Origin of the sequence: Ramlibacter sp. Leaf400, assembly GCF_001424545.1 — a bacterium.
GTDB lineage: Bacteria > Pseudomonadota > Gammaproteobacteria > Burkholderiales > Burkholderiaceae_C > Ramlibacter.
This window is the reverse complement of sequence record NZ_LMQL01000012.1, coordinates 53,728-73,945: the sequence shown is the minus strand read 5'-3', so window position 1 is coordinate 73,945 and position 20,218 is coordinate 53,728. Positions and strand designations below refer to the sequence as shown.

General features: G+C 70.3%; 23 protein-coding genes. 14 read left to right on the top strand and 9 right to left on the bottom strand.

All coding sequences use genetic code 11. From position 1 onward, the window contains the following. Nucleotides 1–102 precede the first annotated feature (102 nt). The 10 genes from ASG30_RS16140 (at nt 103) to soxB (ending at nt 8,724) form a co-directional block, all read left to right on the top strand. A complete protein-coding gene (locus ASG30_RS16140; protein WP_055898965.1) occupies nt 103–525 on the top strand; it encodes a DsrE family protein in 423 nt (140 codons plus the stop codon). A gap of 12 nt (nt 526–537) precedes the next feature. Further along, nucleotides 538–873: an ArsR/SmtB family transcription factor gene (locus ASG30_RS16135; protein WP_055898961.1), complete on the top strand. Its 336-nt coding sequence runs from the start codon at nt 538–540 to the stop codon at nt 871–873. A 35-nt stretch (nt 874–908) separates the two neighbouring features. Then, nucleotides 909–1,832 (top strand): MBL fold metallo-hydrolase, encoded by a 924-nt coding sequence (locus ASG30_RS16130; protein ID WP_055900139.1) that lies wholly within the window; start codon nt 909–911, stop codon nt 1,830–1,832. Between the two features lie 280 nt (nt 1,833–2,112). Continuing rightward, nucleotides 2,113–3,444 carry a sulfite dehydrogenase gene (gene soxC, locus ASG30_RS16125; RefSeq protein ID WP_055898958.1) on the top strand — a complete coding sequence of 444 codons (1,332 nt, stop codon included), beginning with the start codon at nt 2,113–2,115 and terminating at the stop codon, nt 3,442–3,444. Then, the gene (locus tag ASG30_RS16120; protein ID WP_055898955.1) at nt 3,428–4,474 is read left to right on the top strand and encodes a c-type cytochrome; all 1,047 of its coding nucleotides are present in this window, start codon (nt 3,428–3,430) and stop codon (nt 4,472–4,474) included. Before soxC ends, ASG30_RS16120 begins: the two co-directional genes overlap by 17 nt. A gap of 78 nt (nt 4,475–4,552) precedes the next feature. After that, the gene (soxY, locus tag ASG30_RS16115) at nt 4,553–5,011 is read left to right on the top strand and encodes a thiosulfate oxidation carrier protein SoxY (RefSeq protein WP_055898952.1); all 459 of its coding nucleotides are present in this window, start codon (nt 4,553–4,555) and stop codon (nt 5,009–5,011) included. 28 nt (nt 5,012–5,039) lie between these two features. After that, entirely contained in the window at nt 5,040–5,351 is a 312-nt protein-coding gene (soxZ, locus tag ASG30_RS16110; protein ID WP_200947312.1) for a thiosulfate oxidation carrier complex protein SoxZ, read from the top strand. A gap of 64 nt (nt 5,352–5,415) precedes the next feature. Next, nucleotides 5,416–6,222, top strand: a complete 807-nt coding sequence (soxA, locus tag ASG30_RS16105; protein WP_055900133.1) for a sulfur oxidation c-type cytochrome SoxA — start codon at nt 5,416–5,418, stop codon at nt 6,220–6,222. Nucleotides 6,223–6,232: 10 nt separating this feature from the next. Further along, on the top strand, nt 6,233–6,907 hold the full coding sequence (gene soxX, locus ASG30_RS16100; RefSeq protein ID WP_156385582.1) for a sulfur oxidation c-type cytochrome SoxX: 675 nt from the start codon (nt 6,233–6,235) through the stop codon (nt 6,905–6,907). A gap of 74 nt (nt 6,908–6,981) precedes the next feature. Next, nucleotides 6,982–8,724, top strand: a complete 1,743-nt coding sequence (gene soxB, locus ASG30_RS16095) for a thiosulfohydrolase SoxB (RefSeq protein WP_055898948.1) — start codon at nt 6,982–6,984, stop codon at nt 8,722–8,724. Nucleotides 8,725–8,882: 158 nt separating this feature from the next. Here the strand turns inward: soxB and ASG30_RS16090 are convergent, their stop codons facing one another. Beyond that, nucleotides 8,883–9,401 (bottom strand): ankyrin repeat domain-containing protein, encoded by a 519-nt coding sequence (locus tag ASG30_RS16090; RefSeq protein ID WP_055898945.1) that lies wholly within the window; start codon nt 9,399–9,401, stop codon nt 8,883–8,885. A gap of 33 nt (nt 9,402–9,434) precedes the next feature. Here ASG30_RS16090 and ASG30_RS16085 point away from each other — a divergent pair, with 33 nt between their 5' ends. Next, complete coding sequence (locus tag ASG30_RS16085) at nt 9,435–9,917, top strand: DUF3237 domain-containing protein (RefSeq protein ID WP_055898942.1); 483 nt, start codon at nt 9,435–9,437, stop codon at nt 9,915–9,917. 97 nt (nt 9,918–10,014) lie between these two features. On the opposite strand, the gene ASG30_RS16080 is transcribed toward ASG30_RS16085, so the two are convergent. The 3 genes from ASG30_RS16080 to ASG30_RS16070 are packed head-to-tail and all read right to left on the bottom strand — an operon-like array spanning nt 10,015 to nt 12,922. Further along, a complete protein-coding gene (locus tag ASG30_RS16080; RefSeq protein WP_055898938.1) occupies nt 10,015–10,203 on the bottom strand; it encodes a hypothetical protein in 189 nt (62 codons plus the stop codon). After that, nucleotides 10,200–11,771, bottom strand: coding sequence for an FAD-dependent monooxygenase (locus tag ASG30_RS16075; RefSeq protein WP_055898935.1), 1,572 nt, complete (start codon nt 11,769–11,771; stop codon nt 10,200–10,202). Before ASG30_RS16075 ends, ASG30_RS16080 begins: the two co-directional genes overlap by 4 nt. A 2-nt stretch (nt 11,772–11,773) precedes the next feature. Beyond that, nucleotides 11,774–12,922: an acyl-CoA dehydrogenase family protein gene (locus ASG30_RS16070; RefSeq protein ID WP_055898932.1), complete on the bottom strand. Its 1,149-nt coding sequence runs from the start codon at nt 12,920–12,922 to the stop codon at nt 11,774–11,776. Nucleotides 12,923–13,012: 90 nt separating this feature from the next. On the opposite strand from ASG30_RS16070, the gene ASG30_RS16065 reads away from it, so the two are divergent. Together ASG30_RS16065 and ASG30_RS16060 are read left to right on the top strand one after the other, a co-directional pair. Continuing rightward, a complete protein-coding gene (locus ASG30_RS16065) occupies nt 13,013–13,375 on the top strand; it encodes a DsrE family protein (RefSeq protein ID WP_055898928.1) in 363 nt (120 codons plus the stop codon). Nucleotides 13,376–13,611: 236 nt separating this feature from the next. Further along, entirely contained in the window at nt 13,612–15,144 is a 1,533-nt protein-coding gene (locus tag ASG30_RS16060; protein WP_162243745.1) for a tannase/feruloyl esterase family alpha/beta hydrolase, read from the top strand. Here ASG30_RS16060 and ASG30_RS16055 read toward each other — a convergent pair. Beyond that, nucleotides 15,110–15,523, bottom strand: a complete 414-nt coding sequence (locus ASG30_RS16055; RefSeq protein WP_055898924.1) for a DUF192 domain-containing protein — start codon at nt 15,521–15,523, stop codon at nt 15,110–15,112. The genes ASG30_RS16060 and ASG30_RS16055 overlap by 35 nt on opposite strands. Before the next feature lie 105 nt (nt 15,524–15,628). Then, entirely contained in the window at nt 15,629–16,699 is a 1,071-nt protein-coding gene (locus ASG30_RS16050; protein ID WP_055898922.1) for a flavodoxin family protein, read from the bottom strand. 180 nt (nt 16,700–16,879) lie between these two features. On the opposite strand from ASG30_RS16050, the gene ASG30_RS16045 reads away from it, so the two are divergent. Next, nucleotides 16,880–17,263 carry a response regulator gene (locus ASG30_RS16045; protein ID WP_055898919.1) on the top strand — a complete coding sequence of 128 codons (384 nt, stop codon included), beginning with the start codon at nt 16,880–16,882 and terminating at the stop codon, nt 17,261–17,263. Nucleotides 17,264–17,282: 19 nt separating this feature from the next. Here the strand turns inward: ASG30_RS16045 and ASG30_RS16040 are convergent, their stop codons facing one another. The 3 genes from ASG30_RS16040 to ASG30_RS16030 form a co-directional block, all read right to left on the bottom strand. Continuing rightward, complete coding sequence (locus tag ASG30_RS16040) at nt 17,283–18,260, bottom strand: Bug family tripartite tricarboxylate transporter substrate binding protein (RefSeq protein ID WP_055898916.1); 978 nt, start codon at nt 18,258–18,260, stop codon at nt 17,283–17,285. A 31-nt stretch (nt 18,261–18,291) separates the two neighbouring features. Beyond that, nucleotides 18,292–19,434 (bottom strand): CaiB/BaiF CoA transferase family protein, encoded by a 1,143-nt coding sequence (locus ASG30_RS16035; RefSeq protein WP_055898913.1) that lies wholly within the window; start codon nt 19,432–19,434, stop codon nt 18,292–18,294. 443 nt (nt 19,435–19,877) lie between these two features. Then, nucleotides 19,878–20,177: a hypothetical protein gene (locus ASG30_RS16030; RefSeq protein WP_235579824.1), complete on the bottom strand. Its 300-nt coding sequence runs from the start codon at nt 20,175–20,177 to the stop codon at nt 19,878–19,880. Nucleotides 20,178–20,218 lie beyond the last annotated feature (41 nt).

The window sequence follows — 20,218 nt, the reverse complement described above, 5'->3', positions numbered from 1 at the left end:
CCCGCTGCCCGTCATTCCCGCGCAGGCGGGAATCCAGAGCTCCCGCCTTCCGCCCCGGCAACGATTTCGCTTATATTGCCCGCAACCGATACATCTAGACCCATGCGCACCTTCTTCCGCCACCTGCTGGTCCTCCTGGCCTTCGCCTCCTTCGGCGCCTTCGCGCAGGACAAGGTGGTCTACCACTTCGACGATGCCGAGGCCCAGGCCACCAAGGGGCTGCGCAACATCCGCAACCACCTGGACGTGGCACCCGACACCAAGATCGTGGTCGTCACCCACGCCGCCGGCATCGACATGCTGATGGAAGGCGCGCGCGACAGGAAGAACCCCAACATCGACTACGCCTCCCTGGTCAGCGCGCTCAAGGCGCGCGGCGTGCGCTTCGAGGTCTGCGAGATCACCCTGCGCAACCGCAGCCTGGCCAAGGACAAGTTCATCATGGACGCCGAGTTCACCCCCTCGGGCGTGGTGCGCATCGGCCAGCTGCAGACGCGCGAGCAGTTCGCCTACATCAAGCCCTGAGCAGGCACCACCATGGCCACCGCCCGCGCGCGCAAGGACCCGGCCGTCGAGTCCGATGAAGTCTTCGAGATGGCGGCGGAGGTGTTCCGCGTCATGTCCTCGCCGATGCGGCTGAAGATCATCAGCAGCCTGTGCAACGGCGAGAAGAACGTCAGCGAACTGCTGTCCGAGATCGACACCACCCAGCCCAACATGTCGCAGCACCTGAACACGCTGTACCAGGCCGGCGTGCTGGGCAAGCGGCGCGAGGGCGTGCAGATCTACTACCGCATCGTCAACGACCGCGTGGTCACGCTGTGCCGCGCGGTCTGCACGCAGATCGCCATCGAAGCCGACGTGGCGCGCTGACCGTGCCGACCCTGCGTTCGTGCCGCGGCCGCGCCCTGCTGCTGTCGCTGGCGCTCGCTGCGGGCGCGTTGTCCGCGCAGCCGCAGGCGCCCGAGGTGGCGCCCCAGAAGGTCTCGGCTTCCGCCTGGTTCGTGCAGGGCGCCTCGGCGCTGGGCTCGCCGGCCAACCGCAACTTCATCTCCAACGCCGGCTTCGTGGTCACGCCGGCCGGCGTGGTGGTGGTCGACGCGCTGGGTTCGCCGGCACTGGCCCTGCAGCTGCTGGAAGAGATCCGCAAGGTGACGCCCCTGCCCGTGACGCATGTGGTGCTGACCCACTACCACGCGGACCACGTCTACGGCCTGCAGGCGTTCAAGGCCGCCGGTGCGAAGGTGCTGGCCCACCGCGGCGCGCGCGACTACCTGGCCTCCGACACGGCGCGGCTGCGGCTCGAGGCCTCGCGCGCCGAGCTGGCGCCCTGGATCGACGGCAGCACGCAGCTGGTCGCGCCGGACGAATGGCTGGACGGCCCGCGCGACCTCGTGGTGGGCGGCGTGACGCTGCGCCTCTTGCCGGTCGGCCCCGCGCACACGCCGGAGGACTTGCTGGTGTGGCTGCCGCACGAGAAGGTGCTGTTCGCCGGCGACCTGGTGTTCCGCGGCCGCATCCCCTTCGTCGGCCAGGCCGACAGCCGGCGCTGGGTGGCGGCGCTCGACCAGATCCTGGGCCTGGAAGCCGGCGTCGTCGTTCCCGGCCACGGCCCGCTGACGCGCGACGCGCGCGCCGACCTGCAGCTCACGCGCGACTACCTCGTGCACCTGCGCCGCGTGATGGGCCAGGCGGCGAAGAACCTGGAGCCGTGGGAAGAGGCGTACCGCGCGGCCGACTGGAGCCGGTTCGAGCACCTGCCGCTGTTCCAGGTGGCCAACCGGATGAACGCCTACAACACGTACCTGCTGATGGAGCAGGAGAAGGACTGAGGCGAGGGGCGAAGGGGCGAGGGGCGAGGGGCGAGGGACGAGGGGCGAGGGACTGCCCTGCGCGCTTCGCCGTCCAATCCCGTCATTCCCGCGGAGGCGGGAATCCAGTGCTTCCCTTCGCGGCGCCAGTAAGCGGACGCCCCTTCGCGGGAATGACGGTGCGGGGTCGGGGTGTCACGGGAGGGCACGCGCACGCCTAAGCAAAAACCCGAACTGGCCGCTGAACCCGCATCGAATATATTTGTGAATCCGAATATAGCGATTCACGCACCTCAACCAGATGAACACCGGCCGCGTCCTCAAGGCGCCCGAGAACTTCCTCGACGCCCAAGGCATCCGCCAGGCGGCGTCGGAGGCGCGCCAGGGCCGGCGCGACTTCCTGCGCGGCGCGTTCGCCGCGGCCGCTGCGGCAGGCACCGCCGGTGCGGCCCACGCGCAGGCCAAGGGCGACCCCAACATCCTCGAGCTACCGGAGCACAGCCGCGGCCTGGGCCAGCCCGTCGCCACCGACGGCTACGGCAAGCCGTCGAAGCACGAGGCCAACGTGCAGCGCCGCCAGAGCCCGGGGCTGACGCAGACGCGCCAGGCCTCGGTGTCGTTCGCGCCGCTGCAGTCGCTGTTCGGCATCGTCACGCCCAGCGGCCTGCACTTCGAGCGCCACCACCAGGGCTGGTGGGACATCGATCCCTCGAAGCACCGCTTCATGGTCAACGGCCTGGTGAAGACGCCCAAGGTCTTCACCATGGACGAGCTGATGCGCCTGCCCTCGGTGTCGCGCTTCCACTTCATCGAGTGCGGCGCCAACACCGGCATGGAGTGGGGCAACGTGGCCGTGCCCACCTGCCAGTACACGCACGGCATGCTGTCGTGCAGCGAGTTCACCGGCGTGCCGCTCATCACCCTGCTGGAGCTGGCGGGCGCCGACCTGGCCAAGGCCCGCTTCGTGCTTGCCGAAGGCGGCGACGGCTCTTCCATGACGCGCACCATCCCGATGGACCTGGTGCGCTCCGGCGAGGTGCTGGTGGCCTACGGCCAGAACGGCGAGATGCTGCGCCCGGAGAACGGCTACCCGCTGCGGCTGGTGGTGCCCGGCGTGCAGGGCGTCAGCTGGGTGAAGTACCTGCGCCGCATCGAGGTGGGCGACCAGCCCTGGGCCGCCAAGGACGAGGCCATCCACTACGTCGACCTGATGCCCGACGGCACGCACCGGCAGTACACGAGCATCCAGGAGTGCAAGAGCGTGATCACCACGCCCTCGGGTGGGCAGGTGCTGCTGGACAAGGGCTTCTACAGCATCACGGGCCTGGCCTGGTCGGGGCGCGGCAAGGTGCGGCAGGTCGACGTGTCGGTCGACGGCGGCCGCAACTGGCGCGTCGCGCGGCTGCAGGACCCGGTGATGAGCAAGTGCCTCACGCGCTTCTCGCTCGACTGGGTCTGGGACGGCAAGCCCGCTATCCTCCAGAGCCGTGCGCGCGACGAGACCGGCTACGTGCAGCCCGGCTATCCGCAGCTGCGCGCGGTGCGCGGCAGCCGCTCGATCTACCACAACAACGCGATCCAGTCCTGGCTGGTGGAGCAGAGCGGCGAGGTGAAGAATGTCCAGCTGGGCTAAGCCGCTGATCGTCGTGCTACTGGCGGCGGTCGCTTCCGCCGCCTCGGCCCAGGCCGGCAGGTTTTCCGGCATCGGCCGCGAGGCCACGCCCGCCGAGGTGCAGGCCTGGGACATCGACGTGCGGCCCGACTTCCAGGGCCTGCCGCCCGGCTCGGGCAGCGTCGCCCGCGGCCAGCAGGTGTGGGAGGACAAGTGCGCGTCCTGCCACGGCGTGTTCGGCGAATCCAACTCCGTGTTCAACCCGCTGGTGGGCGGCACGACGAAGGCCGACATCGAGAAGGGCCGCGTCGCCAACCTGCAGCGCACCGACTACCCCGGCCGCACCACCATGATGAAGCTGGCCACGGTGTCCACGCTGTGGGACTACATCCGCCGCGCCATGCCGTGGAACCAGCCCAAGTCGCTGACGGTGGAGGAGGTGTACGCCACCACCGCCTACATGCTGCACCTGGCCGACGTGGTGCCGGCCGACTTCACGCTGTCGGACCGCAACATCGCGCAGGTGCAGCAGCGGCTGCCCAATCGCCACGGCATGAGCAGCGCGCATGCACTGTGGCCCGGCAGGGAGCTCAAGGGCGCAGCCCGCCCGGACGTGGTCGGCAGCAGCTGCATGAAGGACTGCGCGGTCGAACCCAAGGTGGCCTCGCTGCTGCCGCCGCACGCGCGCGACTCGCACGGCGACCTCGCGCAGCAGAACCGCCTGGTGGGCGCGCAGCGGGGCGCCGACACGCGCGCGCCGGGCGCCGCCGCCGCCCCCGTCTCCACCGCGCCCGCGGCCCCGGCCGATGCCGGCGTGCAGGCCCTGCTGCAGAAGAACAACTGCACCGCCTGCCACGCCGCCGGCCAGCGCATCGTCGGCCCGAGCTGGGCCGAGGTCGGGCAACGCCACGCCGGCAAGGCCGATTACCTTGCAGGCAAAATCCGGGCTGGAAGCTCAGGCGTGTGGGGCAACGTCCCCATGCCGCCGCAGGCCCTGGACGAAGCCGCCGCCCGGCAGATCGCCGACTGGCTGGCCGGGGGCGCCCGATAGAACGTTCGTCGCCGGGGAATCCCCCATGCGCCAACGCCGAGCTTGTATTAGTCTGCACTGATTGATCCGGAGACCCGAATGAAGACCACCCGAAGGCAAACCCTCCAGCACGGCGCCGCGGTCGCCGGCCTGCTGGCCACCGCCGGCCTGCTCCCGCAGCGCGCGCATGCGTGGACCAACGCCGCGTTCGACGCCAAGAGCGTGCCCGACGCGCTCAAGGCCTACGGCGGCGGCGCGCCCACCGAGAGCAAGGACGTCACGCTCACCGCGCCGGACATCGCCGAGAACGGCGCCGTGGTGCCGATGGGCGTGGCCACCACGCTGCCCAACGTCAAGCACCTGCTGGTGCTGGTCGAGAAGAACCCCGCGCCGCTGGTCGCCAAGTTCGACGTCAGCGAAGCGGTCGATCCCAACTTCCTCACCCGCGCCAAGATGGGCCAGTCGTCCGACGTGTACGCCGTGGCCATCACCCGCGACGGCAAGGCGCTGTTCGCCAAGAAGGAAGTCAAGGTCACGCTCGGCGGCTGCGGCGGCTGATCACCGAAGAACACAAGGAGTACCGAACATGGCAGATCCGATGCGCATCCGCGCACAGGCCCAGGGCAGTGGCGCCGTCGTGCGCGTCCTCATGAGCCACGAGATGGAAACCGGTCAGCGCAAGGACCCGGCCGGCAAGGTCATCCCGGCCTGGCACATCACCGACGTCACGGCCACCCACAACGGCAAGCAGGTGCTGGCCGCCGAGTGGGGCCCCGGCGTGGCCAAGAACCCCTTCCTGCAGTTCACCGTCAAGGGCGCCAAGGCCGGCGACAAGATCGCCGTGACCTGGAAGGACAACAAGGGCGACACCCGCACCGACGAAGCCACCGTCAGCTGAAGCCCCGGCCGGCGAGGGCGCCGGCCCCTTCCCGCACGAACATCGAAGAGGAGACGACATGCAGATGAAGACGAGGACCCTCGCGGCCCTCGCCGTGGCCGGCCTCGCGGCAGGCCTGGCGTCGGCGCAGAGCCCCAAGTCGGCCACGCAGTCGATCGAGGAATACCGGGCCATGCTGGCCGACGGCAACCCCGCCGAGCTGTTCGAGGCCAAGGGCGAGTCGCTGTGGAAGCACAAGCGCGGCCCGAAGAACGCCTCGCTCGAGCAGTGCGACCTGGGCAAGGGGCCCGGCGTCGTCAAGGGCGCCTTCGTCGAGCTGCCGCGCTTCTTCGCCGACACCGGCAAGGTGCAGGACCTGGAATCGCGCCTGGTCACCTGCATGGAGCGCCTGCAGGGCCTGGACGCCGCCGAGATCGCCAAGACGCCTTTCGGCCGCGGCGAGATGGCGAACGTCACCGCACTCGCGACGTGGATCGCGGCGGAATCCAAGGGTCTGGCCTTCAACCTGCCGCAGTCGCATGCGCAGGAACGCGTGGCCTACGAAGCGGGCAAGCGCATCTTCTTCATGCGCGGCGGCACGCACGACTTCTCGTGCGCGTCCTGCCACGGCGAGGAAGGCAAGCGCATCCGCCTGCAGGACCTGCCCAACCTGACCAAGAACCCCGGCGACGGCGTCGGCTTCGCGGCCTGGCCGGCCTACCGCGTGTCCAACGGGCAGATGTGGAGCATGCAGCTGCGCCTGAACGACTGCTACCGGCAGCAGCGCTTCCCGTACCCCGAGTTCGGCAGCGACGCGCTCACCGCGCTCTCGACCTACCTGGGCGTCAACGCCAAGGGCGCCAAGTCGGCGGCGCCCACCATCAAGCGCTGAAGGAAGCGGCATGAGCATGAAGATCAACCGCAAGACCCTGGCGCTGGGCGCCGTTGTCGCCGCCCTGGCGGCCGTGGGCTGCGCCAGCCTCGCGCCGACGCCGTCCACCGCCGAGCTCGACAAGCTCGCGCAGGAGATGGTCAAGGCCAGCTTCCGCACCCAGGGCATCGCCAAGGTGGAACGCGTCACCGACATCGACGAGACGCTGCGCCTGTGCAACGCCGCCGACGTGGCCGGCAAGCCGCTGGACGCGGCCGTCGCCAAGCGCCTGGAGGAAGCCAACCTCAAGACCGTGAAGTGGCCCAGCGACGGCAAGTTCCTGGGCGACTGGAAGCAGGGCGAGCAGATCGCGCAGAGCGGCCGCGGCATGACCTGGACCGACCAGGCCAACGCGGTCAACGGCGGCAACTGCTACAACTGCCACCAGATCAGCAAGGAGGAGATCTCCTTCGGCACCATCGGCCCCAGCCTCTACCAGTACGGCAAGCTGCGCGGCGTGGCCGACCCCGACAGCGCGGCAGCCAAGCCCATCGTGGAATACACCTGGGGCAAGATCTGGAACGCCAAGGCCTACAACGCCTGCTCCAACATGCCGCGCGCCGGCCACATGGGCAACCTCACCGAGGCGCAGATCCGGCACGTGATGGCCCTGCTGCTGGACCCGCAGTCGCCGGTCAACAAGTGATCGTCCTCGCCTGACCGGGGCGGAGGTGCCCTCCTCCGCCCCTTTTTCTTTTCCGCCCAACCGATCCCTTCACGATGAACCTGAGCAAGCGCGAATTCCTGCAGGTGCTGGCCGCCGCCGGCGTGGCCGGCATGGGCCTGGGGCGCTGGGGCGAGGCCGACGCGGCCACCGCCGCCGACCGGCTGTACGACGTGCCGAAATTCGGCAACGTCTCCTTCCTGCACATCACCGACTGCCACGCGCAGCTGCAGCCGGTCTGGTTCCGCGAGCCCAGCGTCAACCTGGGCGTGGGCGCGATGACCGGCCGCATGCCGCACCTGGTGGGCGAGCACCTGCTGAAGGCGGCCAACCTGCCGGCGGGTTCGGCCGATTCGTATGCCTTCACCTGCCTGGACTTCGAGCAGGCGGCGCGCCGCTGGGGCAAGGTGGGCGGGTTCGCGCACCTGGCCACGCTGGTCAAGCGCATGAAGGCCAGCCGGCCCGGCGCGTTGCTGCTCGACGGCGGCGACACCTGGCAGGGCTCGGCCACCGCGCTGTGGACCCGGGGCCAGGACATGGTGGACGCGGCCAAGCTGCTGGGCGTGGACGTGATGACCGGCCACTGGGAGTTCACGCTGGGCATGCAGCGCGTGCAGGAGATCATCGAGAAGGACTTCGCCGGCAAGGTCGACTTCGTCGCGCAGAACGTCAAGACCGCCGACTTCGGCGATCCGGTGTTCAAGCCCTACGTGATGCGCAACATCAACGGCGTGCCCTGCGCCATCCTGGGCCAGGCCTTCCCGTACACCCCGATCGCCAACCCGCGTTACTTCGTCTCCGACTGGACCTTCGGCATCCAGGACGACCAGATGCAGAAGATGGTGGACGAGGCCCGCGCCAAGGGTGCGCAGGTGGTCGTGCTCCTGTCGCACAACGGCATGGACGTGGACCTCAAGATGGCCAGCCGCGTGCGCGGCATCGACGTCATCTTCGGCGGCCACACGCACGACGGCATGCCGGTCGCCACCGTGGTCTCCAACGCCGGCGGCAAGACGCTGGTGACCAACGCCGGCTCCAACGGGAAGTTCCTGGGCGTGATGGACTTCGACGTGCGCGGCGGCAAAGTGCAGGACTTCCGCTACCGGCTGCTGCCGGTGCTGTCCAACGCATTGCCGGCCGACCGCGAGATGCAGGCGCTGATCACCAAGGTGCGCGCGCCGTACGAAGGCAAGCTCGCGGAGAAGCTCGCCGTCACCGAAGGCACGCTGTACCGGCGCGGCAACTTCAACGGCACCGGCGACCAGCTGCTGCTGGACGCGCTGATGGACGTGCAGGGCGCGCAGATCGCCTTCTCGCCCGGCTTCCGCTGGGGCACGTCGCTGCTGCCCGGCGAGGCGATCACGCGCGAATGGCTGATGGACATGACGGCGACTACCTACTCGTATGCCACCGTCAGCCAGATGAGCGGCGAGATGATCAAGACCGTGCTGGAAGACGTCTGCGACAACCTGTTCAACCCCGACCCGTACTACCAGCAGGGCGGCGACATGGTGCGCGTGGGCGGCATGCAGTACACCTGCAACCCGCTCGCGCCCATGGGCCAGCGCATCCAGGACATGCGGCTGGACGGCAAGCCGATCGAGGCGGGCCGGCAGTACAAGGTGGCCGGCTGGGCCCCGGTGGCCGAGGATGCGAAGAATGCGCCGGGCGTGCGCCCGGTGTGGGAGGTGGTCGAGGAGTGGCTGCGCGCGAAAAGCGGCGTGGTGCAGGCGCGCAAGGCCAACCTGCCCAGGCTGGCGGGCGTGCTGCCCAATCCGGGCTACGTGGACGCGGGCTGAGAACCGTCATCCCCGCGAAGGCGGGACAGAACACAGAGGCACAGAGGCACAGAGGGAAGAGGATGCGTTCATCCCGAAAACTCTGCAGTCCTCCGTGCCTCTGTGCCTCTGTGTTCTGTTCTGCCCCCTGGATTTCCCCTTCGCGGAACTGACAGGCCCTAACCCCGCTCGCGCAGCCACTGCACGGCGTCCTCGGCGCCCATCCGCTGCGCCATCTCGCGGGCATTGAGGCCTTGCGCGTCACGGTGGGCCACGTCGGCGCCGCGCTCGGCGAGCAGCTGCATCACCTCCACGCGGTCGAACATCGCGGCCATCATCAGCGCGGTGCGGCCGTCCTCGCCGTGCGCGTCCACCCGCGCGCCGGCGTCCAGCAGCGCGCGCACCACTTCGGTCGATCCCTTGAACGCGGCGCCCGACAGCGGCGAGTGCCCGCGGTCGTTCGCCAGCTCGGCGTCGGCGCCGGCGCGCAGCAGCACCCGCACGACATCGGCATGGCCGTGGTAGCTGGCGAGCATCAGCAGGCTGTCGCCGCTCTCGTTGCGCAGGTCGGGCGGCAGGCCCCGGTCCAGCAACGGCTGCAGCAGGACCAGCTCACCGGTGCGCGCCCACTGGAACACCTGCCGCGCCATGCGCAGCGTGTCCTCGTCCAGCTCAGGCTTGGCGGTCGGCGTGTCCATCGGACTACGATAGTCCCGCCCCAACGCATCCGCATGACAGCCATGACCCTTTCTTCCGCCGCCGAACCGAAGTTGCATTTCTTTGCCGAACTCGCCGTGCAGGTCGGCACGCCGATCGAAGTCGGCCGCACGCCGCGCGGAACGCGCCGCATGATCCCCATCACCGGCGGCCAGGCCCGCGGCGATGGCTGGACGGCACGGGTGCTGCCCGGGGGTGCGGATTACCAACTCGTGGTGAGCGAAACGCTGGCCGAACTGCAGGCGCACTACGTGATGGAGACCGATGCGGGCGACCTGCTCTACGTGCGCAACCAGGCCATCCGCCAGGCCCCGGCCGAGGTGACGGCGAAGTTGATCCGCGGGGAGCCGGTGGATCCGGCGCTGGTGTACTTCCGCTGCATCCCTGCGCTGGAGTCGTCGTCCAGGACGTTGCAGTGGGTGAACGAGCGGCTGTTCGTGGGGTCGGGGGTGAGAAGGCCGCAGCAGGTGGAGATGAAGTTCTTCGTGCTGGACTAGATTCCGTCGTCCCCGCGGAGGCGGGGACCCAGAGCTTCCGGCAGTCCGCTGAAGGCGGACGCTCTGGATTCCCGCCTTCGCGGGAATGACGGAGACACTACTCAGCCTCGTCCGCGCACCGCCCCCGCACCGACTCGATCAGCGCCAGCACCTCCTGCGGCTGCTCGCATCGCACCATCAGCCCCAGGCACATCATCGCGAGGAAGCGCTCCGCATTCGCGGGCCCGGCCTCCCCCAGCGCCCGGCACAGCGCCGTGTAGGCCACGTCCAGTTCCTGCTCGGTCATGCCTGCACTCCCCGTTGCCTGAGTTCGGCGCGCGCCGCCTCCAGGTCCACGCGATCCCAGCGGCCGAACACGTAGCCGTCGGGCCGCACCACCACCAGCGCCTCGCGCCCCGGCCCCACGCCGTAACGTTGCCGCGCCTGGCCCAGCGCATCGGCGCCCTCGGGCAGGTGCACCAGCCCGAACCCCGGCACCTCCTCCACGCGCGCGGTCTCGCCCGCCTCACCGAACACCAGCCCGACGAACCCGCGGCCGAAGGACTGCGTCAGGTGGAAGTCGCCCTGCGGCCCGCGCAGCAGCGCCTCGGGCGCCGGACGCCCCGGGGCGGCCAGGTCCGAAGTCCAGCGTCCCTCCTCGGGCCCGTTCAGCGGCGAGCCGGTGTACGCGATCGGCGCCGACTGCCGCGGGTTGACCAGCGTCCGCACGCGCGGCTCGTCCAGCGACAGCCGCAGCACCGCGTCGCGCATCAGCGTGAACGCGAAGTCGGGCGGCGCCATGAACTCGGTGCTCTTGGCGCCGTAGGCCAGGTTCTCGTGCGTGGCATGCAGGCGCTCGGCGGTGTAGGTGTCCAGCAGGCCCACGTCGGCGCGGCCCTGCAGCACGGCCGCCAGCTTCCACGCCAGGTTGCCCGCGTCGTCCAGGCCGGAGTTGAGGCCGCGCACGCCGAAGATCGGCACCAGGTGCGCCGCATCGCCCGCGAACAGCACGCGCCCCTGGCGGTAGTCGGGCAGGGTCAGGCACTTGGCGTTGTACATGGACGACCACAGCATGCGCCACGGTTCGCGCTCGCCGATCATGTCCAGGTGGCTCTGGATGCGCGGCACGATGCTGGACGCCTCCAGCGCCGCCTGCGCGTCCTCGCCGTCGCGCAGCTGGTAGTCGATGCGCCAGACGTCGTCGGGCTGGCGGTGCATGAGCAGCGTGGAGCCGGGGTTGGACGGCGGGTCGAACCACGCCAGCCGCTCCACCGGCCGCTGCGTCTTCTGCTCGATGTCGGCGATGACGTAGCGTCCTTCGTACTGCGTGCCCTGCAGCGCCAGACCGAGCTGCTCGCGCACCGTGCTGCGGCCGCCGTCGCAGGCCAGCAGCCAGCCGGCCCGCACCGTGGCCTCGCCCGCCGGCCCGGAGATGCCGACTTCCACGCCCTCGCCGTCCTGCCGCACGGACGTCACGCGGTGGGACCACGCGACCTGGGCGCGCCGGCGGTCGAGCGCCTCGTCCACGAAGCGCTCCACGTAGAACTGCTGGATGTTGACCATGGGCGCGAAGCGCTGCGCCGGCTCGTGCGGCATCTGGAAGTGCAGCACCTCCTGGTCGCGCCAGTAGCTGCGCCCGCCGGTCCAGGGCAGCGACCTGGCCCGCATCGCCGCTTCCGCGCCGGCCCAGGCCAGGATCTCCAGCGAGCGCCGCGAGATGCAGATGGCGCGGCTGCCGGTGCAGAACGACGGATCGGCCTCGACCACCAGCGAGTCGACGCCGTACGAAGCCAGCAGCGCCGCGCAGGTCAGCCCGACGGGGCCGCCGCCGGCGATGAGCACCGGCACGCGTTGGGGGAGAACGAAGGCGTCCATGGCTACATCGCCCTCGAGATCACTTCCTTCATGATCTCGCTGGTGCCGCCGTAGATGCGCTGCACGCGCGCATCGGCGTACATGCGGGCGATCAGGGTCTCGCTCATGTAGCCGTAGCCGCCCCACAGCTGCAGCAGCTCGTCCAGCACGCGGCACTGCGTCTCCGACCCCCACAGCTTGGCCATCGACGCGGTGGCCGTGTCCAGGCGCCCGGCGACCAGCTGCTCGACGCAGCGGTCCATGAAGGCGCGGCCGGCGGCGATCTGCGTGGCCACCTCGGCCAGCTTGAAGCGCGTGTTCTGGAAGCTGGCCACCGGCTGGCCGAAAGCCTGCCGCTCGCGCACGTAGCCCAGCGTCGCTTCGTAGGCGCCCTCCATGCAGGCCTGCGCGACCACGCCGATGATGAGGCGCTCGTACGGCAGGTCGCTCATCAGCTGGTAGAAGCCCTGGCCTTCCTGACCGCCGAGCAGGTTCTCCTGCGGAACCTTGACGCCGTCGAAGAACAGCTCCGACGTGTCCTGCGCCTTCATGCCGATCTTGTCCAGCACGCGGCCGACCGCGTAGCCCGGGCAGTCGGCCGTCTCGACGACCAGGATCGACGTGCCCTTGGCGCCCTGGGCCGGATCGGTCTTGCACACCACCAGCACCACGCCGGCCAGGAAGCCGTTGGTGATGAAGGTCTTGCTGCCGCTGAGCACGTAGTGGCCGTCCTGTCGCTCGGCCCGCGTGCGCACGCCCTGCAGGTCGGAGCCGGCGCCGGGCTCGGTCATCGCGATGGCGCCCACCAGCTCGCCGCTCGCCAGCCGCGGCAGGTAACGCTGCTTCTGCGCCTGCGTCCCATGGTTGAGGAAGTAGTGCGCGACGATGGAGTGCACCGACGTGCCCATGCCCGACAGTCCGCGGCGCGCCATCTCCTCGTCGAACACCGCCTCGTGGCGGAAATCCCCGCCGCCACCACCGAAGTCCTGCGGGATGTCGGCGCACAGGAAGCCCAGCTCACCCGCGCGGCGCCACAACCCATGGCCGACGTGGCCGCGGTGCCGCGCCTCCTCGTCCTTCGGGGCCATCTCCTGCTCGATGAAGCGCGCCACCGAGGCGCGGTACGCCCGCAGGTCGGCGTCTTCCCAGGACCGTTCGAAGTGGATGGGCATGCTCGCTCCTTGCGGCGAATTGTCCCTGATGCACAACCGCGCCGCCCGCACTACGATGCCCGCCCCACCCTCGCGCAAGGAGTCCTCGCCATGGCCAAGATCCTGGTCCACCTCACCCACGGACCCGAGCAACCCACGCGTGCCGCGCTGGCCTTCTTCGTCGCCCGCGCGGCGATCGAGGAAGGCCACCAGGCCAGCCTGTTCCTGGCCGGCGACGCCGTGCAACTGCTGCGCGACGCGGTGCTGGACTCGCTCACGGGCCTGGGCACGGGGAACCTGCGCGAGCACTACGAGGCGCTGGTGGCCGGCGGCGCGCGCTTCTACGTCTCCGGGCTCTCGTCCAAGGCCCGCGGCCTGCCCGCGTCCGACCTGAGCGGCAAGCCGGCCGAGTTCGCCACGCCGCAGCAGCTGGTGCGGCTGTCACTGGAGCACGACCGGATGTTCACGTACTGAGACCGCCGCCCGCCACGAAGCGACGACCGGCAGCCGTCCTACAGGTCGCCACGGACGGTCGTCGCTAGCTTCGAAGGCAAGACAGCCTTCCGGAGACGACAAGTGATGGTTCGCCCCGCGGCCCGCGCGCCCTCCTCCTCGGCCTGGCCTGCGGCGGCTGGGCCGCTGCCGCCGTCCCGTGCGAATCCCTCACCGGCACCTCCCTGGAAGGCGCGCTCGTCACCGCGGCAGTGAGCGTGCCGGGCCCCGTTTACGTGGCCGCGGACGGCCGGGCCTACGACCGCGTCCCGCCCTTCTGCAAGGTGAGCGCCGTGGCCACGCCCACGCCCGACTCGCTCATCAACATCGAAGTCTGGTTGCCGACGCAGGCCGACTGGAACGGCCGCTTCGAAGGCATCGGCAACGGCGGCTACGCCGGCACCATCGCCGTCGGAGCGCCCGCCATGGTGGTCGGGCTGCGGCGCCTGTTCGCCGTGGCCACCACCGACATGGGCACGGCGCCCTCGGCCAACAACAACGGCGACCTGCTGGTGGGCCATCCGCAGAAATGGGAAGACTGGGGCCATCGCGCCACGCACGTGATGACCACGGTGTCCAAGCAGCTGATCGCTGCGCACTACGGCCGCGCGCCGGCCTTCTCGTACTTCAACGGCTGCTCCACGGGCGGCCAGCAGGCGCTGATGACCGCCCAGCGCCATCCCGGTGACTACGACGGCATCCTGGCCGGCGCGCCGGCGAACAACCGGACGCACGTCCACACCGGCCTGGTGTGGAACTTCCAGGCGCAGAAGGCCACGCTGGCCAGCACCTTCAACTCCGACCACGCACGGCTGATCACCGCGGCCGTGGCTCGGGCCTGCGCGGTGAAGAGCGGCGGGCTCGCGCAGGACACCTTCCTCACCGATCCCCGCACCTGCGACTGGGACCCGGGCGAGCTGCAGTGCACCTCGCCGCTGTCCACCAACTGCCTGTCGCCCGAGCAGGTGGCGGCCGCGCGCACGATCTACCAGGGCGCGACGAACCGCGCCACCGGTCGCCGCATCGCCTCCGCCTCCACGCGCGGCGCGGAGAGCGACAGCCTGTTCGGCTGGCAGTCGCAGGGTCGGGCCGAACCGCAGTTCGGTTCGCTCTTCAAGTGGGTGTTCGGCCTGGCCTGGCAGGCGACGACGTACGATTTCGACCAGCACATGGCTGCGGTCGATTCGCTGCTCGCGCCGATCCTGAACGCGAACAACCCGGACCTGGGCGCCTTCCGCGCGCGCGGCGGCAAGCTGATCGCCTACCACGGCACGGCGGACCCTTTGATCCCGGTGCAGGACCTCATCAACTACTACCACCGCGTGGCGCAGGCGCAGCCCGGCTCGCTGAAGGTGGGGCTGGACCGCACGCGCCAGTTCTTCCGCCTCTTCGTGGTGCCAGGCATGGCGCACTGCGCCGGCGGGGACGGGCCCAACGCGTTCGGCAACCTGTTCAGCGGCGCCGTGGTCGCGCCCGAGCCCCCCGCCGCCGATGTCAGCCACGACGCCATGGTGGCGCTGCAGAACTGGGTCGAAGGCGGCAGCGGGCCCGACGCGCTCACTGCCACCAAGTACGTGAACGACCAGCCGGCGCAGGGCATCCAGGCCCAGCGCCCGGTCTGCGCCTATCCTCAGTTCCCGAAGTACGTGGCCGGCGATCCCACCGCCGCTGCGAGCTTCACCTGCGCGGACAACGGCAACGCGGCCTCGGCGGTCCTCAATCCGGCACCGGCGCCCGAGTACCTTCGCTGAGTTCCGCCGCCGGCAGGAAGGTCGGCCCCTCGACGCGGGCGCCGGCGCCGATGCCGCGCTCGGCGAACCAGCCCTGCGGCACCTCCAGCACGTAGCGCACCTCGTGCTCGCAGGTGTGCGAGTCGAGCGAGTGCGGCTCCATGTCCTCGGTGTGCAGCACGGTGCCGTCCTCGTCGAGGAAGGCGATGGACAGGGCCACCGGCGTGTCCTTCATCCAGAAGCTCTGCACCTCGCACTCATCACACACGAAGAGCATGCCTTCGTTGTCGCCGAGCTCGGCGACGTGCATCAGGCCCAGGGCGCGCTGCTCGTCCGAGCGGGCGACGTAGGCGTCCAGTTCGTGGCCGTCGATCGTGAACTTGCAGCGGACGAGGTTCATGGTGTCATGGCAGGTGGAGGTGGGGTCCCCGGCATTCTGGGTTCGCCGCGGGCTGCTGGCTGAGCGGCCGCGCCGCGTCGCCGTGTAGGAGCCCGCTGCGGCGGCTCACTTGGGCCGGGGCCGCGAGAGGCGCGCGTCGGGCTGGCGCAGGCGGCCGGCACGCAGCTCCTTGACCGCCGTCACCACGGCGCGTGCCGCATTGCACACCTCGGTCTGCACCGCCTCGTCGGCATCCAGCGTGTCGTGGCTGCTGGCGTAGGGCTCGTAGTAGCCGATGAAGCGGTCCAGCCGCGCCTGCGATCCCGCGTCCACCAGGCCCATCCAGTCCAGCCAGTCGCTCAGCGCGCGCCGCACCGACTCGATGCCGGCCACGTCGCCGTGCACCACCACGCCGTAGGCCCGGCCGGCCAGGTGCTTGGGATAGTCCCAGCCCTGCAGCTCCAGCGCCTTGGCTTCGTCGGGCTTCTTGCCGTGCGTGCTGGTCGGGTCCGGGTTGCCGCCGTCCGCGCAGACCAGGCGGTCCATCATCAGCTTGAGCGGGCTGGCGGCCTGGTACCAGTACACGGGCGTCACCAGGAAAACGCCATGCGCGCTGACCCAGCGCTCGTAGATCTCGTTCATCCAGTCGCCGGTCTGGCGCTGCGCGTGGTTGGGGTAGCAGCTGCAGGGCCAGTGGCACAGGGGCATCGCGGTGGAGACGCAGCCCTTGCACGGGTGGATGTGGCGGTCGTAGTCGGAGGTGATCAGGCTCAGGTCCAGCACGTCGCATTCCATGCCGGCCTGTTCGACCACGCCGCGTGCCAGCTGCGTCAGCCGCCAGCTCTTGGACATCTCGCCGGGACAGGTGCCGTCGTTGCGGGAGGACCCGCACACCAGCAGCACGCGCGAAGGCGTCGCGGTCTCGCCCCATCGCTTCTGGGCTTCGATCAGGCGATCGCGCGCGGCGCGCCACTCGACGGAAAGCTCGTAGCCGGGGTCGGCGAAGCCGGGGCCGGCCGGCGCCGTGACCGGCGCCTTGCGGCCCTGCTGGTACGCGTCCCAGGCGATCGCCTCCAGGCGTTCGATGGCCGCGGACTCGGCCTGGTAGGCCGGGTCGTAGAACGCCTCCCGGAAACGTTCGCGGAACTGGTCGCGCGGCAGCATGGGCCCTGCCTGGCCTTTGCGTACGGTGGTCATGTGCGCAGCAGTTTAGGAACGATGCAGGGCGCGTGGGGGCCTCGCGCGTCGATGCACCCACGCCTGAGCCACGCCCCTTCCACCTCGACGCCATGGATGAGTAGGCCAGGGACTACAGACGAGCTGGCGACCGGCCGCGACAATCACCGTCGTGCTGCAGAGCCCCAAGGAGAATCGCGCGTGAGCATCCGCGTCCTGCTGGTCGAAGACGTCAAGGCCACCCACCAGCTGATCACCGAGCTGCTCGACTTCGTCGGCGGCTTCGAGCTGATCGGCACCTGCACCACCGAATCCGGCGCGCTGGTGTGGCTGCACGACCATCCGGGCGAAGCCGACCTGGTCATCCTGGACCTGATGCTGCGCGAAGGTTCGGGCTTCTCGGTGCTGGCCGGCGCCGCCCGCGGGCAGGCCGCCAAGGTGGTGGTGTTCAGCGACTTCGCGTCGCCCGCCGTGGTGCGCAAGTGCCGCGCCCAGGGCGCGCTGGACGCGATCTCCAAGTCCGACTACCGCCAGCTGCGCGTCTTCCTCGAGAAGCACCGCGGCGAACCCGCCGAGGCGGGCTGAGCGCCCGCCCCGCGCCGCGTCACTGCGGCTCGATCTTCGCGTCCTTGATCGCCTTGGCCCACTTGGCGGTTTCCGCCTTGGTGCGCTGGGCCAGCGCTTCCGGCGGTCCCGGCTCCGGCACGAAGCCGATCGGCGCGAATTTCTCCGTCACGTCCTTGCTCTGCGCCGCCGCATTCACGGCCTCGTTGAGCTTGCGCACGATCTCCGGCGGGGTGCCGGCCGGCGCGAACGCCGCGAAGTACGCGATCAGCTCGTAGTCCTTCAGGCCCAGCGCCTCGTTCACCGTCGGCAGGTTGGGCACCGCGGGCGAGCGCTTGGCCGAGGTGACGGCCAGGCCGCGCACCTTGCCGCCGTTGACCTGGGGCAGCATCACGGCGAAGTCGGCGGTGAACATCATCACCTGGCCGCCGATCAGGTCGGTCATCGCGGCGGGGCCGCTCTTGTACGGGATGTTGTTCAGCTGGACGCCGGCCATGCTGGCCAGCATCTCGGTGGACACCAGCTGCGACGTGCTGGCGCTGGCGAAGGTGACCTGGCCGGGCTTGGCCTTGGCGATGTCCACCAGCTCGCGCAGGGTGCGCGCGGGCACGTCGTTGTTCACTGCCACGATCAGCGGCACCTGGCCCATGTAGGCGACCGGCGCGAAGGCGGTGTCCTGGTCGTAGGGCAGCTTCTTCATCAGGCTCTTGAGCGCCGCGTTCGTGCTGTTGGTGCCGATCAGGATCGTGTAGCCGTCGGGCGTGGCCCTGGCGACTTCGGCGGCGCCCAGCATGCCGTTGACGCCCGGCTTGTTGTCCACCACCAGCGGCTGGCCGAGCGATTCCTGCATCTTCTGCGTGAAGGCGCGGGCGATCTGGTCGGTCGCGCTGCCCGGCGCGAACGGCACCACCACGCGGATCGGCTTGCTGGGGTAACCGGACGCGCCTTGCGCGAAGGCCGTCGAGGCGGCGAGAAGGGTGGCGGCCAGGACGGCGCGCCTGCAGAGGCCGGATCGCATCGGTGTTGTCTCCTTCATTGGAAAAAAATGCTCAGGGGTTCGGCAGCGGCGCGAGCCCGTGCCGCGCATTGTGCTCACCCAGCCGCGGCGCCGCGGCCGTCAGCGCCGGGCGCTGGCCGTCGACCGTGAAGGGCAGCGCCGTCAGGCGCATCCCCTCCTGTGGCAGCGATTGCAGGATGCCCAGCGCCTGCACCTGCGGGTGCGCCACGGCCTCGGGCAGCGAATGGATCGGCGCGCAGGGCACGCCGGCGCGCTCCAGCCGGTCCAGCCATTCGGCGCGCGGTCGCGCCTGCAGCAGCGGCACCAGCTCGGCGAACAGCTGCGCCTTGTGCTCGAGCCGGGCGCGGTTGGTGGCGAAGCGCTCGTCGCTCGTCCACTGCGGCCGGCCGAGTTCGTTCGCCAGCTTGGCGAACAGGCGGTCGTTGCCGCAGCACACCAGCAGCGGCGCGTCAGCGGTGTCGAAGGCCTCGTAGGGGACGAACCCCGGATGGCCCGAGCGGTGGCGGTCGGGCTGCCGGCCCTCGTTGACGAGGGCGTCGACCTTCTGCGAGTTCCAGCCCATCGCCGCTTCCAGCAGCGAGGTGGCGACGATGCCGCCGCGGCCGGTGTGCTGGCGGCGCTGCAGCAGCGCGAGCGCGCCGATCACGGCCCACATGCCGCTGCCCTGGTCGCACAGCGAGGCGCCCGCGCGCATCGGCGGATCGTCCGGCCCGCCGTTGATCGCCGACAGGCCGCTGAAGGCCTGCACCAGCGGCTCGTAGCCGGGACGCATGCGCATCGGCCCGGTGGCGCCGAAGGCGGAGATCTCGCAGTACACCAGGCGGGGATGGCGCGCGCACACGTCGGGGCCGGCAATGCCCAGCGCGTCGGTCACGCCCGGGCGAAGGTTGTGCACCAGCACGTCGGCGGTGGCGAGCAGCTGCTCCAGCGCGAGCCGGCCTTCCTCGGACTTCAGGTCCAGCGCGACCGACTGCTTGCCGCGGTTGAACACCTGGAAGATGAGCGAGTCGCCGCCGCGGAAAGCCGCGCCCATTCGGCGCGCGTCGTCGCCGCCGTCGAGGCGCTCGACCTTGATCACTTCCGCGCCGAGGTCGGCAAAGATCGCCCCGGCGAACGGCCCGGCCAGCACCTGGCCGAGTTCGAGCACGCGCAGGCCGCGGAGGATGTCTTGCATGGGGGGCAGTCTAGCGGGGGTGTGGGTTTGGCAGGTGCGCGCTCGGGCGGTTGGGGTGCGCGGCAGGGATCGACCCAAGCCGCGCTGCTCGCTTCGGCTCCGGGGCGCCCCCACCCTGCCCTCCCCCGGAGGGGGAGGGAAAAGACAAGGGCTCCGGACCGAGAAACGCACAACGAGCAGCGGGTATTCCTCCCTCCCCCTCCGGGGGAGGGTTGGGGTGGGGGCGCTGGCGGTGGAGAGCGCAGTGTGAGACTCCCTCCCTGGGCCCTGCCAACGAATCACCTCCGCCTCCAGCGGCAGGGGGTCCCCGGCGGGGGGCGATTTCTGTGCCGAGCGTCGCGCAGTGGTGCGGGCCCTGCGAGCGTCAGCGAAGCAGGCGGAGAGGCACAGCATGAGCCCCCCCGCCGGGGACCCCCTGCCGCAGGCCACGAACAGCAATGCGCCTAGCCTTCCTCCCCGCGATAAGGCTCAGAACCAGACGCCCGCCCCAACGGAACCGACGGATCCAGCCGCCGCTTGTAGTGCGCGTAATCCTTCGAAGGATCCGCCACCCCCGCCTGCCCCACCGACTCCGGCAACTCCGACTGGATCGCCACGTGGCTGATCCCCTGGCCTTCACGCCGACGCGCACGCAAGGTCTCGGCGAACTTCAGCGCCTCCCCCAGCCGGTCGGAAGCAAACGACGCATGGCGCGCCGACGCCACGCCCGCACGATCCTGTTCCAGCCAGTAGACGACGATCACGCGGCCATTGTCTCGCAGGCCTGCGCGCAACGGCGACAGGG